14 protein-coding genes are annotated in these 15,318 nt (G+C 72.7%); 9 read left to right on the top strand and 5 right to left on the bottom strand.

Features of this window, described 5'->3' with window-relative positions:
• Positions 1-59 precede the first annotated feature (59 nt).
• The 4 genes from JNK12_07835 to JNK12_07820 are packed head-to-tail and all read left to right on the top strand — an operon-like array spanning position 60 to position 3,835.
• Positions 60-1,067 carry a bifunctional MaoC family dehydratase/OB-fold nucleic acid binding domain-containing protein gene (locus JNK12_07835; protein MBL8775825.1) on the top strand — a complete coding sequence of 336 codons (1,008 nt, stop codon included), beginning with the start codon at positions 60-62 and terminating at the stop codon, positions 1,065-1,067.
• Positions 1,067-2,203 (top strand): acyl-CoA/acyl-ACP dehydrogenase, encoded by a 1,137-nt coding sequence (locus JNK12_07830; GenBank protein ID MBL8775824.1) that lies wholly within the window; start codon positions 1,067-1,069, stop codon positions 2,201-2,203. Before JNK12_07835 ends, JNK12_07830 begins: the two co-directional genes overlap by 1 nt.
• A gap of 29 nt (positions 2,204-2,232) precedes the next feature.
• On the top strand, positions 2,233-2,619 hold the full coding sequence (locus JNK12_07825; protein MBL8775823.1) for a MaoC family dehydratase: 387 nt from the start codon (positions 2,233-2,235) through the stop codon (positions 2,617-2,619).
• A 34-nt stretch (positions 2,620-2,653) separates the two neighbouring features.
• Positions 2,654-3,835: a lipid-transfer protein gene (locus tag JNK12_07820; GenBank protein ID MBL8775822.1), complete on the top strand. Its 1,182-nt coding sequence runs from the start codon at positions 2,654-2,656 to the stop codon at positions 3,833-3,835.
• Between the two features lie 66 nt (positions 3,836-3,901).
• Here JNK12_07820 and JNK12_07815 read toward each other — a convergent pair whose 3' ends face one another.
• The 5 genes from JNK12_07815 to JNK12_07795 all read right to left on the bottom strand — a co-directional run bounded on the left by JNK12_07815 (position 3,902) and on the right by JNK12_07795 (position 8,991).
• On the bottom strand, positions 3,902-5,191 hold the full coding sequence (locus JNK12_07815; protein MBL8775821.1) for a hypothetical protein: 1,290 nt from the start codon (positions 5,189-5,191) through the stop codon (positions 3,902-3,904).
• An 86-nt stretch (positions 5,192-5,277) separates the two neighbouring features.
• Entirely contained in the window at positions 5,278-6,102 is an 825-nt protein-coding gene (locus tag JNK12_07810) for a GNAT family N-acetyltransferase (GenBank protein MBL8775820.1), read from the bottom strand.
• Between the two features lie 75 nt (positions 6,103-6,177).
• Positions 6,178-7,290 (bottom strand): o-succinylbenzoate synthase, encoded by a 1,113-nt coding sequence (gene menC, locus JNK12_07805; GenBank protein MBL8775819.1) that lies wholly within the window; start codon positions 7,288-7,290, stop codon positions 6,178-6,180.
• 99 nt (positions 7,291-7,389) lie between these two features.
• A complete protein-coding gene (locus JNK12_07800) occupies positions 7,390-8,196 on the bottom strand; it encodes an enoyl-CoA hydratase/isomerase family protein (protein MBL8775818.1) in 807 nt (268 codons plus the stop codon).
• A gap of 180 nt (positions 8,197-8,376) precedes the next feature.
• Positions 8,377-8,991 carry a superoxide dismutase gene (locus tag JNK12_07795; protein ID MBL8775817.1) on the bottom strand — a complete coding sequence of 205 codons (615 nt, stop codon included), beginning with the start codon at positions 8,989-8,991 and terminating at the stop codon, positions 8,377-8,379.
• Between the two features lie 137 nt (positions 8,992-9,128).
• Between JNK12_07795 and JNK12_07790 the strand changes: the two genes are divergently transcribed.
• The 5 genes from JNK12_07790 to JNK12_07770 all read left to right on the top strand — a co-directional run bounded on the left by JNK12_07790 (position 9,129) and on the right by JNK12_07770 (position 15,315).
• Positions 9,129-10,031: an SDR family oxidoreductase gene (locus tag JNK12_07790; GenBank protein MBL8775816.1), complete on the top strand. Its 903-nt coding sequence runs from the start codon at positions 9,129-9,131 to the stop codon at positions 10,029-10,031.
• Positions 10,032-10,061: 30 nt separating this feature from the next.
• Positions 10,062-10,982, top strand: a complete 921-nt coding sequence (locus JNK12_07785) for a cyclase family protein (protein ID MBL8775815.1) — start codon at positions 10,062-10,064, stop codon at positions 10,980-10,982.
• Positions 10,983-11,072: 90 nt separating this feature from the next.
• Positions 11,073-11,555 carry a hypothetical protein gene (locus JNK12_07780; GenBank protein ID MBL8775814.1) on the top strand — a complete coding sequence of 161 codons (483 nt, stop codon included), beginning with the start codon at positions 11,073-11,075 and terminating at the stop codon, positions 11,553-11,555.
• Between the two features lie 20 nt (positions 11,556-11,575).
• Positions 11,576-12,907 (top strand): hypothetical protein, encoded by a 1,332-nt coding sequence (locus JNK12_07775; protein MBL8775813.1) that lies wholly within the window; start codon positions 11,576-11,578, stop codon positions 12,905-12,907.
• 203 nt (positions 12,908-13,110) lie between these two features.
• Positions 13,111-15,315, top strand: coding sequence for an acyl-CoA dehydrogenase (locus JNK12_07770; protein MBL8775812.1), 2,205 nt, complete (start codon positions 13,111-13,113; stop codon positions 15,313-15,315).
• Positions 15,316-15,318 lie beyond the last annotated feature (3 nt).

The following is a 15,318-nucleotide window of genomic DNA, read 5'->3' as shown; positions in this document are numbered from 1 at the left end:
GAGGTGCAGCGCGAGATCGTGGCCTGGATGGGCCTCGGCATGGCCCGGAAGTCGCGGCGATGAGCGCCAGCGGGGGCCCGAGCAGCCCGACGACGGAGTCGTCAGGAGCGGAGAACGGGAGCGCCGGCGAGGAGCTGCTGGAGCAGCTCCAGTCCTACGCCGGTCGCCAGGTCGGCGCCCCGGTGGCCGCGCCCGACGAGGTCAACCAGGCCATGATCCGGCACTGGGTCGAGGCCGTCGACGACCAGCTGCCGATCTACACCGACGAGGAGGCCGCCGCCGCGTCGGTGCACGGCGGCATCGTCGCCCCGCCGGTGATGCTCCAGGCGTGGATCATGCGGGGCTTCCGCCCCAAGCCTGCCGAGGGCGGGAGCGCCCAGGACGACCTCATGGCCCTGCTCGACGAGGCCGGCTTCACCTCGGTGGTCGCCACCAACTGCGACCAGGAGTACGAGCGCTACCTGCGCCCCGGCGACCGCCTGACCCTGACCAGCTTCATCGAGTCGGTGTCGCCCGAGAAGACCACGGCCCTCGGCGTCGGCCACTTCGTGACCACCCGCCAGGAGTACCGCGACCAGGACGGCGAGCTCGTCGGGACGATGACGTTCCGCATCCTCAAGTTCCGTCCGGCGGCCCGCCAGGAAGCGCCCGCCGAGCGCCCGAAGCGGCCCCGGCCGGTCGTCACCCAGGACAGCCAGTTCTGGTTCGAGGGCGCCAAGGAGCACCGGCTCCTCATCCAGAAGTGCTCGGACTGCGGCGACCTGCGCCACCCGCCCGGGCCGATGTGCCACTCGTGCCAGTCCCTGCGCTGGGAGCCCGTCGAGGCCAGCGGCCGGGGCACCGTGCACAGCTACGTGGTGAACCACTACCCGCAGCTGCCGGCGTTCGACTACCCCCTGGCCATCGGCCTCATCGACCTCGAGGAGGGCACCCGCCTCGTGGCCGACATCGTCGGCATCGAGCCGGACGACATCGAGATCGGCATGGCCGTCGAGCTCGAGTGGGCCGACCACGACCCCGACCTCTCCCTTCCCCAGTTCCACCCTGTGACCGCCGGAGGCGCGTGATGGACTTCTCCTTCAGCGAAGAGCAGCAGGCCGTCCAGGGCCTCGCCGCCCAGATCTTCGAGGGCCAGGCCACGGCCGAGCGCGTGCGCGAGGTCGAGGCCGGCGCCGAGCGCTTCGACCGAGAGCTCTGGGCCGAGCTGGCCAAGGCCGGCCTGCTCGGCATCGCCCTGCCCGAGTCGGTCGGCGGCGCCGGCCTGGGTCTCGTCGAGGCCCTCCTCGTCCAGGAGGAGGCCGGCCGCCGCGTGGCGCCGACCCCGCTCTGGCCCACGGTCTTCCTCGGCGCCCTGCCCATCGCCGAGTTCGGCTCTGACGCGCTCCAGCAGGCGTGGCTGCCCGGCGTGGTCGCCGGCGACGTCATCCTCACCGGCGCGTTCGAGGAGTTCGGCGCCAACGACCCGCTGCGCCCCGGCGTCACCGCCGAGCGCGCCGACGGCGGCTGGCGCCTCACCGGCTCCAAGCCGGCCGTGCCCAACCCCCACGTGGCCGACCGCATCCTCGTCTCCGCCGTGACCGGCGACGGCTCGATCGGCGTCTTCCTCGTCGACCCGGCCGCTGACGGCGTGACCGTGGTGACCGAGGAGGCGACGAACCGCCAGATCCACGGTGAGCTCGCCCTCGACGGCGTGGTCGTGGCCGACGCCGACGTGCTCGGCGACCCCGCCGGCGGCGCCGAGGTCATCGGGTGGCTGCTGGCCCGGGCCAAGCTCGGCCTGGCCGCCCTCGCCGTCGGCGTGTGCGAGCAGGCCCTGCGCGCCACCGCCGAGTACACCTCGGAGCGCCACCAGTTCGGCCGGCCGCTGTCCACCAACCAGGGTGTGGCCCTGCGGGCGGCCGACGCCTACATCGACACCGAGGCCATGCGGGCCGTCCTGTGGTCCGCGGCCTGGCGGCTCACCGAGGGCCTCCCCGCCGAGCAGGAGGTCGCCATGGCCAAGTGGTGGGCCACCGAGGGCGGCCACCGGGTGGTGCACAGCACCCAGCACCTCCACGGCGGCATCGGCGCCGACATCGACTACCCGCTGCACCGCACCTTCCTGTGGGCCAAGCAGGCGGGCGACACGTTCGGCGGCGCCAGCCACACGCTGGTCGGCCTCGGCGCCGACCTGGCCGCGGCGGCCAAGGAGGGGGCGGCGTGAGCGTCACCGCCAGCCTGGCGTTCGCCGACGTGGCCGAGGGCGACGAGCTGCCGCCCCTCGAGATCCCCCTGACCCGGTCGCTCATCGTCGCGACCGCCATCGCCTCCCGGGACTACCAGGACGTCCACCACGACCCCGACCTCGCGGTTGACCGGGGGTCGCCGGACATCTTCATGAACATCCTGTCGACCAACGGGTTCGTCGGTCGGTTCATCACCGACTGGGCCGGGCCCGACGCGATCCTGAAGAAGGTCGGCATCCGCCTCGGCGCCCCGAACTACCCGGGCGACACCATGACCATGACCGGCACGGTGTCCGCCGTCGACGAGGCCACGAAGACCGTGACCGTCGACGTCGTCGGCGCCAACAGCCGCGGCAACCACGTGACCGGCCAGGTCACGCTGGTCCTGCCCTGACCGCCCGTCGCACGAACGCCCGAGGAACGCCCAGATGAGCAAGTCCAACCTCCTGAAGGACAAGGCCTCGATCGTCGGCATCGGCGCCACCGAGTTCTCGAAGGACTCGGGGCGCAGCGAGATGTCGCTCGCCTGCGAGTCGGTCAAGGCCGCCGTCGAGGACGCCGGGCTCACGCCCCAGGACGTCGACGGCATGGTCTGCTTCAGCGCCGAGACCAACCCCGAGATCGACATCGCCAAGCACCTGGGGATGGAGGAGCTCACCTTCTACAGCCGGATCCACCACGGCGGCGGCGCCGCGGCGGCCACGATCCAGCAGGCGGCCATGGCCGTGGCCACCGGCGTGGCCGACGTGGTGGTCGCCTACCGGGCCTTCAACGAGCGGTCGGGCCATCGTTTCGGCACCGGCGTGCAGGACCGGCCGCCGGCGGTCAACGCCGAGAACGCCCTCTACTCCTGGTACTCGCCCCACGGCCTGCTCACGCCGGCGCAGTGGGTGGCCATGTTCGCCCGGCGCTACATGCACGAGACCGGCGCCACCAGCGAGGACTTCGGCCGGGTCGCGGTGGCGAGCCGGAACTACGCCGCCACCAACCCGAAGGCGTTCTTCTACGAGCGACCGGCCACGCTGGAGGACCACCAGAACAGTCGGTGGATCGTCGAGCCGCTGCACCTGCTCGACTGCTGCCAGGAGAGCGACGGCGGCCAGGCCATCGTCGTGACCTCGACCGAGCGGGCCCGGGACCTGCCCAACCCGCCGGCGGTCATCTCCGCGGCGGCGCAGGGCACGTACCCCGAGCAGGAGATGATGACGTCGTACTACCGGCCGGAGCTCGGCATCCCCGAGATGGGCATCGTGGCCGAGCAGCTCTACGCCACCGCCGGCATCGGCCCCGACGACATCCAGACCGCCATCCTCTACGACGCCTTCAGCCCCATGGTGCTGCTGACCCTCGAGGAGTTCCGCTTCTGCCCCCGCGGCGAGGCCAAGGACTTCCTGCGCGACGGCCACATCGAGGCCGACGGCCGCCTGCCCATCAACACCAACGGCGGCCAGCTCGGCGAGGCCTACATCCACGGCATGAACGGCATCGCCGAGGCGGTCCGCCAGGTGCGGGGCACCTCGGTGAACCAGGTGGCGAACGTCGAGAACGTGCTCGCCACCGCGGGCACCGGCGTCCCCACCAGCGCCCTCATCCTCCACGTCGACCGCTAGCCCGCACCCCCGTTCTCGACGCAATAGCTGTCGGAATGCGACAGGTATGGCGTCGAGTTCGCGGCCTCAGCCGGTGAAGGCGGGGGTCACGGCCGTGGGGTCGGCGGGCTCGCTCGGCGGCGGGGCGCCGCCGGCGAAGTAGAGCGTGACGAACCGGTAGCCCTCGCCGAAGTCGATCGGGACCGAGCGGTCGACGGCGACCAGGATGCACTGGTTCGAGCGGAGGCAGTCGACCGTCCCGGACGCCGTGTCGAGCCGGTCGTTCACGGCGTAGGTGGTGTCGACCTCGCCATCGGCGTCGGCGGTGAGGTGCTGCACCCGGTCGAGCTCGCAGCCGCCGCCGTCGAGGTCGCTGCTGATCGAGCACTCGACCACGTCGACCGGGCCGTCGGGTGTGTAGCCCACGCCGTGCAGTTGGACGACCTGCCCGTCGACGAGGTCGGTGTGGGGTGTGACCTCGACCTCCAGGTCGGGGCGGAGGGGCGCATCCGGGTCGAAGGTGACGGGCGCCGCTCCGAAGCGGTCGTAGTCGTCGTTGGCCGCGACGACGACCTCGCAGGGCGTGCTGCGGCAGTCGGTGTCGGAGCTCCCCGTGCCCAGGTACACCGGGAAGCGGGCCCGCACCACGAGGTCCTCGCTCACCTCGCCGGCGGCGTCGGCGGTCGCGAACTCGACCTGTCCGCCACAGGACTCGGTGAGCTCGGTCGTGCCCACGGGGCACTGGCCGAGGACGACCGACTCGTCGGCCCGGAAGCCGGTGGCGGTCACGTGCACGACCTGGCGGTCGACGAGGTCGGTGCTCGGGTCGACCGCCACCGTGGGAGGGGGCTCGAGGGGGCCAGCGGGATCGAAGCCGAGTTGGGCCGTCGCCCGACCGGTCCTCGAGTCGGCGAGGAAGCGGCAACCGTCGGCGTAGGTGCGGCAGTCGAAGTCGCCGAGTGCGGTGTGCAGGATGGCGCTGACGTAGAGGGACCGGGTGAAGGCGCCGTCGGCATCGGAGGCGAAGACGTCGGCGGAGCCGAGCCCGGCGCAGCCGTTGACCCCTCGTCCGTTGACGCACTGCACGATGCCCACGACGTCATCGGATCCGAACCCGGACCCCTCGACGGTCACCAGCTGGCCGTCGACGAGATCGGTGTCCGGGGTGACCGTCATCGTCCGATTCGCCTCGGCCCCACCCGAGGGCGCGCCGCCGTCGGTGGCCGGAAAGGCGTCCGCCTGCGTCGCACCGAACGTCGGCGGGTCGCCGGGATCGCCGAAGGTGCCGCCGCCACCTGCGCCTGCGGGCGCGCCGAGCGAGAGTGCACTCGTCACGACGAGCGCCACCATTCCCAGCACCGCGCCCTTGCGTCGCATCGCAACCCCCGTCGGCCCGCCCGAACCCTATATGGCGCGTCCGGCCGCACGCCGTTCTCGAGGCAATAGCCCCCGTATTCCGGGGGCTATTGCCTCGAGTTGGTGGGGCTCGAGCGCGAGAGGCGGAGCCAGCCCTCGGGGCTGACTGCCACCGCGCGGTAGCCGCGGTCGAAGGCGGGGACGAGGACGGCCCGCTGGGCGGCGCGCCAGCGGCGGGCGACGTCCAGGTCGGTGCGGCGCAGGGCCTCGACGTCCTCGGGGAGCCAGACCGCCAGGTCGGCGTCGGGCGGGTCGGTGTCGAGCAGGATCGGCCCGCCGTCGCGGTCGGTGTCGAGCACCGGGTAGGCCCCCGTCGGCTGCGCCGCGACGGGGTCGGTGGCCGGTGCGTCGTCGACCGACCAGTGCACGACGAGGCGGTCGGTGTGGTCGCCGGCGTTGATGGCGTCGTCGAGCACGCCGTAGAAGTCCTCGACGTAGCGCACGCCCACGGCCCCGAGCCGGGTGAGGTTGAACCAGGCGTTGCGGCGGACGAGCGGGTCGAAGGTCCAGCGCACCTCGGCCAGGCCGGCGCCCCGGGCCCAGTCCCGCTGGTGCTGCTTGAGTGCGAAGCCGACGCCCCGGCCCTGGTGACCCGGCAGGACGCCGGCGACGTGCGAGTGCAGGAAGCGGGTGCCGGCGGTGTCGTGCCCGAGCCAGCCGGCGGCGGCGCCCACGAGTCCGCGCTCCTCGTCGTACGCCCCGACCACGTAGTTGCCCGAGTCGGCCAACGCCACGAGCACCTCCCCGGGGAAGGGCTCCGCGCCGTTCGGCGTGGCCCAGATCTCGCCGAAGAGGACCGCGACCGCATGGCACTCCTCGGCGCTCTCCAACCCCCGGACCAGCATCTCGCTCGCCCCGGTGAGGTCAGTCACGAGGCGGGCTCGGGTGGGCAAGTGCAACGGTGTCTGACACCGTTGCAGTGGCGGTGGGTGTCCGCAGCGGGGGGGTCACGAGGGGCGGAGCCACTCGGCGTGGGTGGTGAAGCGCTCGAGGAGCTCGGGGATCGGGGTGACGCCGAGGCCGGGGGCGGTGGGGACGTCGAGGCCGCCGTCGCGGAGGACCAGGGGCTCGGTGAGGTCGGTGGTGAAGAACCGGTCGGAGCCGGAGGTGTCGCCCGGGAGGGTGAAGCCGGGCAGCGCCGCCAGCGCGGCGTTGGCCGCCCGACCGAGACCGGTCTCGACCATGCCGCCGCACCAGACGGGCACCCCCCGCTCCCGGCAGGCGTCGTGCACCCGCACCGCCTCGAGGTAGCCGCCGACCCGCCCGGCCTTGATGTTGACCACCGAGCAGGCGCCGCGGTCGATGGCGTCGACCGCGCCGGCAGCCGAGAGGATGCTCTCGTCGAGGCACACCGGCGTGCGCAGGCGCATGGCCAGCTCCACGTGGCCGGCCACGTCGTCCTCGGCGAGGGGCTGCTCGATCAGCAGCAGATCGAGCTCGTCGAGGCCGGCGAGGTGCTCGGCGTCGGCCACCGTGTAGGCGGTGTTGGCGTCGACCTGCAGCGGCACGTCGGGACCGATGTGGTCGCGGACGGCCCGGACGGCGTCCACGTCGAAGCCCGGCTCGATCTTCAGCTTGATGCGCCGGTAGCCGTCGGCCAGGTAGCCGTCGACCACGTCGACCAGCTCGGCGATCGACGGTTGGATGCCCACCGACACGCCCGAGGGGACCCACGACTCGGTGGCGCCGAGGTGGGTGGCGAGCGACACGCCGGCGGCCCGCAGCTCGGCATCGAGGACGGCCATCTCCAGCGCCGCCTTGGCCATGCGGTGGTCCTTCACGTGCTCGGTGAGGGGCCGCACCGCGTCAGCCGTCACCTCGTCGCCCGCCGTGAACAGCGCCGGCACCAGCCAGCGCCGCAGCACCTCGGCGGCGCCGGTCAGGAACTCCGAGGAGTAGAAGGGGTCGGTCATGGCGACGCACTCGCCCCAGCCCTCGCCGGCGTCGGTGACCGCCCGCAGCACGACGCACTCCTTGACCAGCTCGGTGCCGAACGACGTCCGGAACGGCGAGACGAGCGGCAGCTCGACCACCCGCAGCTCCACCGCCTCCAGCCGCACCGGATCAGGCGTCCCCAGCGAGCGTCGGGCGCGGCCGACGAGGGACGAGGAGGCCTCGATGATCGCGGTGAGGCGCCAGCCGAAGAGCCACGGGCAGGCCTACCAGCCCTTGAACTCGGTGGGGCGGCGCTCCTTGAAGCTGTTCACGCCCTCGTTGGCGTCGAAGCTGGTCATGATCAGGTCCTGGACCATGGCCTCCTCGCCGAAGTGGGTGGTGCGGTCGACGTCGAGCGAGCGGTTGAGCAGCCACTTGGACAGCCCGATGGCCTTGGTCGGCCCGGCGGCGAGGCGCTCGGCCCACTCCCGGGCGGCGGCCTCGAGCTCGTCGGCGGGGACGACCTTGTTGACGATGCCGAGCCGCAGCGCCTCGTCGGCGGGCAGGTCGTCTCCGAAGAAGATGAGCTCCTTGGCCTTGTGCAGGCCGACGATGCGGGGGAGCAGGTAGGCGCCGCCGCCGTCGGGGGCGATGCCCCGGCGCACGAACACCTCGATGAAGCGCACGCCCTCGGCGGCGATCACGAGGTCGGCGGCGAGGGCCATGTGGGCGCCGATGCCCGCCGCCGTGCCGTTGACCGCGGCGATGACGGGCTTCTCGCAGTCCATGATCGCGGCGATCAGGCGCTGGGCGCCGTTGGCGATCATGCGGGTGACGTCACCGATGGCCCGTTCGGGGGCACCCTCCGGCGGCGGCTCCGTGGGCCCGGGCTGGGCGGCCCGCAGGTCGGCGCCGGTGCAGAAGCCCTTCGTGCCCGCGGCGGTGAGGACGACCGCCCGCACGTGCAGCGACGCCGAGGCGTCGGCCAGCAGCTCGATCAGCCGGTTGCGCTGGCTCGGCGTGATGGCGTTGGCGGCCTCGGGGCGGTTCAGGGTGATCCACGCCACGCCGTTCTCGACCCGGTGGAGCAGGTCGTCGTCCGGGGTGGCGTCAGGCGTGGTGTCGGGGCTGGCATCGGTCACCCCGTCATCGTGCCACGGGCGCCTCCCACCGAGAATTCCTGTGAGTGGACGCGGTGACGCCCGAACGCCGACGCCGGTCAACTGCCGGGGGACCCGGTCAACTGCCGGCGTCGGCGCGTGTTCGCACCCTCAGCTGCCGATGTCGAGCTTCTTGGCCCGGGCGAAGCGGTCGGCCACGTTCTCCCAGCTGACGATGTTCCAGAGGGCGTCGACGTAGTCCGCCTTCACGTTCTTGTACTGGAGGTAGAACGCGTGCTCCCAGGCGTCGAACACGAGCAGGGGCGCCGCGCTCTGGCCGATGTTGCCCTGGTGGTCGTAGACCTGCTCGACGAAGAGGCGCCCGCCCATGGGGTCGTAGGCGAGGACGCCCCAACCCGACCCCTGCACCGTCGTGGTGGCCGCGGTGAGCTGGCCCTTGAAGCCGTCGAACGAGCCGAAGCTCTCGACGATGGCGTCGGCGAGGTCGCCCTCGGGCTTGTCGCCCCCGTCGGGGCTGAGGTTGGTCCAGAAGATGGAGTGCAGGATGTGACCCGAGAGGTTGAACGCCATCGTCTTCTGGAGCCCGACGATGGACTCGAACTCGCCCGAGTCGCGGGCCGCGGCCAGCTTCTCGAGGGTGTCGTTGGCGCCCTTCACGTAGGCGGCGTGGTGCTTGTCGTGGTGCAGTTCGAGCACCTCGGCGGAGTAGTGGGGCTCCAGGGCGCCGAAGTCGTAGGGCAGGTCGGGAAGCGTGTACTGAGCCATGTCGAGGAGGCCTTTCGGATGTCGTCGGAAACGTCGGGGATCCCTCCCACCCCTCTCTACCCCGGTTTCCCGACTTTTGACCGGTGCCCCCTAACATGGCCGCCGGTTTGAGAACACGTTCTAGGAGATCCCGACACATGCCTGGCTACCTCGAAGGAAAGTCCATCGCGATCACCGGCGCCGGCCGGGGGATCGGGCGAGCGGTGGCGTTGCTGGCCGCCGCCGAGGGGGCCAAGGTGGTCGTGGCCGACTACGGCGTCTCCATGTCGGGTGAGGACCCCAGCAGCGAGGTCGCCGACGCCGTCGTGGCCGAGATCGTCGCCGCCGGCGGCGAGGCCGTGGCCGTGGCCGACACCGTCACCACCATGGAAGGCGGCGAGCGCATCGTCCAGACCGCCATCGACTCGTTCGGCAAGATCGACGGCGTCGTCACCGTGGCCGGGAACCTCCGCGAGCGCATGTTCTTCAACATGTCCGAAGACGAGTGGGACGCGGTCGTGGAGACCCACCTCAAGGGCACCTTCACCGTGTTCCGGGCCGCCGCCCCCCACTTCAAGGCGCAGTCGTCGGGCCGCTTCGTCGCCTTCACCTCGGGGGCCTTCGCCGGCAGCATCGCCCAGGCCAACTACGCGTCGGCCAAGGGCGGCATCGTCTCGCTCGTACGCAGCGTGGCCGCCGGCATGCACCGCTACGGCGTCACCGCCAACGCCATCGCCCCGGTGGCCCGCACCCGCATGTCCGAGAACGTGCCCATGGAGCTCGAGATGGGAGGCCCCGAGGACGTCGCTCCGATGGTGGCCTACCTGCTCTCGGACAAGGCCCAGGAGGTCACCGGCCAGATCTACACCGCCAACGGCGGCACCATCGCCGTCTGGGACCAGCCCCATGAGGTGCGGGAGATGAAGAAGGACGGCCGGTGGACCCTCGAGGAGATCGAGGCCCGCTTCGACGAGGTGGGCATCGAGCCGATGCCGCTGATCGCAATGATCGAGGAGCGTCGGGCCGCCGCCGCCTCGGGTGAGAAGCCGAACGCCTCCTGAGGTCGGGGCGAGGAGCCGGGGGGAATCGACGTGGGCCTGACCGACGAGTTCCACGAGCTGGCCGGTCGGGTCCGCAACTGGGGCCGCTGGGGTGACGAGGACGAGATCGGCACCCTGAACCTCGTCACGCCCGAGGTGCGCCGGCGTGCCGCCGCGTCGGTGCGCTCCGGTCGGGCGTTCTCCCTCGCGCTGCCCCTGGACGAGGACGAGGGCATCCAGGTGGGGGTCATCCCCGACCGCAACAACCCCGTGCACCGCATGACGATGATCAACGGGGCCCTCGACGCCGAGGACCCCGAGGCCTTCACCAGCGACGACGCCGTGGACCTCTCGCTCCAGGCCGCCACCCACTGGGACGGCCTGTGCCACGTCAGCTACGGGGGCCACATCTACAACGGCTACCCGGCGGACTCCATCGACGAGGCCGGCGCCAGTCGCTGCGGCATCCACCGCATCACCACGCTCACCAGTCGGGGCGTGCTGCTCGACGTGGCCCGGGTCAAGGGCGTCGACGTCCTCGAGGCGGGGTACCCCATCACCGCCGCCGACCTCGACGCCGCCGAGGAGCTCGCCCGGGTGACGATCCAGCCCGGCGACGTGGTGCTGGTACGCACCGGCCAGTACGGGCTGTTGCCCGACAAGTGGGCCTACACCCTCGGCGGTGCCGGCCTCACGATGGCCACGGCGCTCTGGTTCCGCGAGCACGACGTCGCCGCGGTCGCCACCGACAGCCTCGCCTTCGAGGTCTACCCCTTCGATGGCGGCATGACCCTGCCCGTCCACCTGCTCCACCTGGTGGAGATGGGCATGACCCAGGGCCAGAACTGGGTGCTCGACGACCTCGCCGCCGACTGCGCCGACGACGGCCAGTACGACTTCCTCCTGGAGGCCTCCCCGTTGCCCTTCGTGCGGGCGGTGGGGTCACCCGTGAACCCCGTGGCGGTCAAGTAGCCGGCATCCCCTGCGAGGGGAGCTTCCACCGGTGGTGCCCGGCGCCCGTGCTACGTTCCGCCCGCCCCACCCTTCCCGAGGAGGCCCGAGGTGCGTCGAATCGTCGTGTTGCTCGTTGTGATGACGGCCGGTCTGGCGATCGGCGTCGCGCCGTCGTCGGCCCAGGCCGGCGCCACGATCGTGATGACGCCCAACCCCGTGGAAGCGGGAGCGGACGTCACCATCACCAACACCCCCGATGCGGCATCGATCTGCCAGCCGTCCACGACGACGCGGGAGGTCGGTTCGCCCGAGGGCGGCGATGTCGTCGTGCTGCTCGACCAGTTCCAGGGCCCGAACGAGATCCTGACCGCGGCGTCCGCGGACTCCGCCGGCAACTGGCAGGTGGTCGTCCAGGTCCCCGAGGCCGGCGAGTACAACGTGCTCGCCACGTGCCAGCTGAACGACGTGGCCTACCAGCCGCAGACCCTCTCGGTCACGGCTGCCGCCGAGCCGCCCACCGAGCCGCCGCCGTCCGCCCCGCCTGCGGCTCCCGCCCAGCCGCAGGCCGCCGCTCCCGCCTTCACGGGCTGAGCGAAGGCGGCCCGGCCCGCGTGCCCACCCCCGAGGTGACGGTCGGCGTCGACATCGGCACGACGTCGGTCAAGGCCGTCGCCGCCGACGGCGAGGGCAACGTCGTCGCCCGGGCGCGGGTGCGTCATCCGATCGGGATCCCGGCCCCCGGGCGTTTCGAGCACGACATCGACCGCGCGTGGCGGCGCAACGTCCGCCGAGCCTTCCGGGAGGTCAGCCGGGACCTCGACGTGCGGGGTGTGAACGTCGCCGCCATGGTCCCGTCGCTCGGGGCGGTCGACGCCAAGGGCCGGGCCCTGACCCCCGGTCTGCTCTACGGCGACGAGCGCGGACGCACCGACGGCGGGGCCGACCCGGCGTCGAGCGGTGAGCTCGTCGAGTTCCTGCGCTGGCTGGCGGCCGAAGCGCCCGCCGCCGCCGGCTTCTGGCCGGCCCAGGGTGTGGCGAACCACGCGCTGTCGGGGGAGGGGGCCATCGACACGGTGACGGCCATGACCGCCCTGCCGCTGTTCACCGGGGTCCAGTGGGACGCGGACGTGGCCGGCGCCGCCGGCGTTCGCCTCGACCAGCTCCCCCGGGTGGTGCCGGGCAGCCAACCGGTCGGCACGGTCACGGGCACCGACGTGCTGGTCGGCGGCGGCACCATCGACGCGTTCGGCGAGCAACTCGTCGCGGGCGCCGACGATGCCGGCGACGTCCTGGTCATCCTCGGCACCACCCTCATCACGTGGGCGGTGATCGACGAGTGGCGTGAGGTGCCGGGCCTCTGGACCATCCCCCACACCGCACCGGGGAAGGTCCTCCTCGGCGGGCCCAGCAACGCCGGCGGGCTCTTCCTCAACTGGGCGACGGGCCTCCTCGGGCGGGCGACCGACACCGTCGACCCGCACCACGTCCCCGTCTGGCTGCCGTACGTGCGGGGCGAGCGCACGCCGCTGCACGACCCGGATCGGCGGGCGGTGCTGCACGACCTGGACCTCACCCACGGCGCCGCGGCCGCCCGCCGCGCGGCCTACGAGGCCGCCGGCTTCGTGGTGCGCCACCACCTCGACCTCGGCGAGGTCGATGCCCGCCGCATCGTGGCCACCGGCGGGGGCACCCATTCGATCGAGTGGGTGCAGTGCCTGGCCGATGCCACCGGGCTGCCCGTCGACGTCGTCGCCGTCCCCGAGGGCGGCGCCCTGGGCGCCGCCTATCTCGCCCGGGTGACGGCGGGGCTCGAACGGTCGGCCGCCGATGCCGGTCGCTGGGCGCGGACCGGTCGGCGGGTCGAGCCCGATCCGACGTGGGCGGGACCGATGGAGCGGCGCTACCAGCGCTTCCGTGAGCTCACTGCGGCGGCGGGCGCCTAGCGTCGGGCCGCGCCCGTCCTCGGCCTCAGAACCAGCGATCTAGGCTCCCCGAAGCGAAGGGGGAGGCCGTGTTCGAGGAGACGGAAGCACCGCGGTTGCAGCGGGGGTGGTCAGACGGTTCTGGCGCGCCCGGGTCCCCCCGGCCGTCCGACGTCCGAGACGGTCGGGCGCTCCGCCCGGCGGACGCCTGAGAGGCGCAGACCGTGCCCCTCGGCGTCTCCGACGACCACCTCGCACTGCACGCCGCCGCCTCGCGTTGGGCGTCGGACCGCTGCCCGCCGGCGGTGCCGCGCTCGCTGCTCGATCGTGACGACGAGCCGTTACCGGAGTTCTGGGGCGAGCTCGCCGGCCTCGGCTGGCTGGGCCTGCACATCGACGAGGCGCACGGCGGTGAGGGCTACGGACTGGGTGAGCTCGCGGTGGTGCTCGAGGAGCTGGGGCGGGTCTGCGCGCCCGGGCCCTTCCTCCCCACGGTCCTGACCAGCTCGCTGATCCAGCGGCACGGCACCGCCACGCAGCGCGATCGCTGGTTGCCGGGCCTGGCCGACGGGTCGGTGCGGGGTGCGGTCGCATTCGGCGCCGGCGTCCTGACCAACGACGCGGGGGCCGCTTCCGAGCGACCGCACGCGTCGGGCACCCTGCGCCCGGTGCTCGGCGGCGGTCTCGCCGAGCTGTTCGTGGTGCCGGTCGAGATCGAGGGCCGTGAGCACTGGTACGTGGTCGATCGGGGCGAGGTCGACGTGACCCTCCTGCCCAGCCTCGACCCCACCCGTCGGGTGGCCGCGGTCACCGCGGATGGCGCGGCCCTCTCGCTCGACGCTGCGCTCGTGGGTGTCACGCGACGCCACGTGCTGGACCTCGCCGTCACCCTCCTCGCCGCGGAGTCCGTCGGTGGGGCCGCGTGGTGTCTCGACACCGCGGCCGGGTACGCGAAGGTGCGCGAGCAGTTCGGGCGCCCGATCGGCCAGTTCCAGGCGGTGAAGCACCGCTGCGCCGACCTGCTGCTGTCCCTCGAGCAGGCGCGGGCCGCGGCGTGGGACGCGGCTCGTGAAGCCGACGAGGGGGCCGAGGACGCCCTCGCCGCCGCGGTGGCCGGCGCGCTCGTGCCGGAGGCCTACGCCGCGGCGGCGAAGGACTGCATCCAGGTGCTCGGCGGCATCGGCTTCACCTGGGAGCACGACGCCCACCTGTACCTGAAGCGCTCGATGGCCGTCCGCGCGCTCACCGGCGGCGCCGGGCCCTGGCGGCGACGGGTGGCCGACCTCGCCGCCGCCGATGCCCGCCGCTCCCTCGCCGTGGAGCTGCCCGAGGGCCATGATGAGATCCGAGCCGAGGTCCGCCGCTTCGTGGCCGAGACCACCGCGGCCGACAAGGCCGAGTGGACACCGAGGATGGCCGACGCGGGGTATCTCGTTCCCTACTGGCCCCCACCCTGGGGCCGGGGTGCGGGGCCCGTCGAGCAACTCGTCATCGACGAGGAGTTCGCCGCGGCCAAGCTCCGTCGCCCCCACCTCCAGGTGGGGGCGTGGGTGCTCCCCACCCTGATCGCCCACGGCACGCCCGACCAGCAGGAGCGTTGGATCCCCGGCACCTTGCGCGGGGAGATCTCGTGGTGCCAGATGTTCAGCGAGCCCGGCGCGGGCTCCGACCTCGCCTCACTGACCACGCGCGCCCAGCGCGCCGAGGGCGGCTGGTTGCTCACCGGCCAGAAGGTGTGGACGACCCTGGCCCACCAGGCCGACTTCGCCATCTGCCTCGCACGAACGAACCCAGATCGGCCCAAGCACGACGGCATCACGTGCTTCATCGTCGACATGGACGCGGAGGGCCTCGACATCCGCCCGCTCCGCGAGCTGACCGGCCACGAGATGTTCAACGAGGTCTTCCTCGACGAGGTCTTCGTGCCCGACGACGCGGTGGTGGGCGCCGTCGACGACGGTTGGAGAGCGGCGCGCACCACGCTCGAGAACGAGCGGGTGTCGATGGGCAGCGGCCCGTCGTTCGGTCCCGGGGTCGAGAACCTGCTGCGTCTGGCGCTCGGCGGCGGTCACGCCGACGACCCCGTGGTGCTCGACCAGCTCGGTGCCCTCCTGGCCGAGGGTCAGAGCCTCGCCGTGCTCGGCCTGCGCACCACCCTGCGGGCACTCGCCGGCGCCGAGCCCGGCCCCGAGTCGAGCGTCCGCAAGCTGCTGGGCGTCGAGCACGAGCAGCGGGTGCAGGAAGCGGGGCTGGCCCTCCTGGGGGACCAGGGCGCGGTCGTCGACGGCGAGGCCGGCCTCTGGATCGCAGGATTCCTCGGCAACCGCTGCCTCACCATCGCCGGCGGCACCAGCGAGGTGCAACGCAACGTGATCGCCGAGCGCCTGCTCGGTCTTCCCCGAGACCCCGAACCGACGAAGGAGCACTGAGCG

The organism is Acidimicrobiales bacterium (genome assembly GCA_016794585.1).
Classification (GTDB): Bacteria; Actinomycetota; Acidimicrobiia; order Acidimicrobiales; family DATDAH01; genus JAEUJM01.
The sequence above is the reverse complement of the archived record's forward strand: the minus strand, read 5'-3'. Positions and strand labels throughout refer to the sequence as shown.

Excerpts from the sequence above, each read along its gene's own strand:
- JNK12_07790 (MBL8775816.1), top strand. The coding sequence starts at position 9,129 with ATGCCTGGCTACCTCGAAGGAAAGTCCATCGCGATCACCGGCGCCGGC.
- JNK12_07795 (MBL8775817.1), bottom strand. The coding sequence starts at position 8,991 with ATGGCTCAGTACACGCTTCCCGACCTGCCCTACGACTTCGGCGCCCTG.
- JNK12_07815 (MBL8775821.1), bottom strand. The coding sequence starts at position 5,191 with ATGCGACGCAAGGGCGCGGTGCTGGGAATGGTGGCGCTCGTCGTGACG.
- JNK12_07835 (MBL8775825.1), top strand. The coding sequence starts at position 60 with ATGAGCGCCAGCGGGGGCCCGAGCAGCCCGACGACGGAGTCGTCAGGA.
- JNK12_07820 (MBL8775822.1), top strand. The coding sequence starts at position 2,654 with ATGAGCAAGTCCAACCTCCTGAAGGACAAGGCCTCGATCGTCGGCATC.
- JNK12_07830 (MBL8775824.1), top strand. The coding sequence starts at position 1,067 with ATGGACTTCTCCTTCAGCGAAGAGCAGCAGGCCGTCCAGGGCCTCGCC.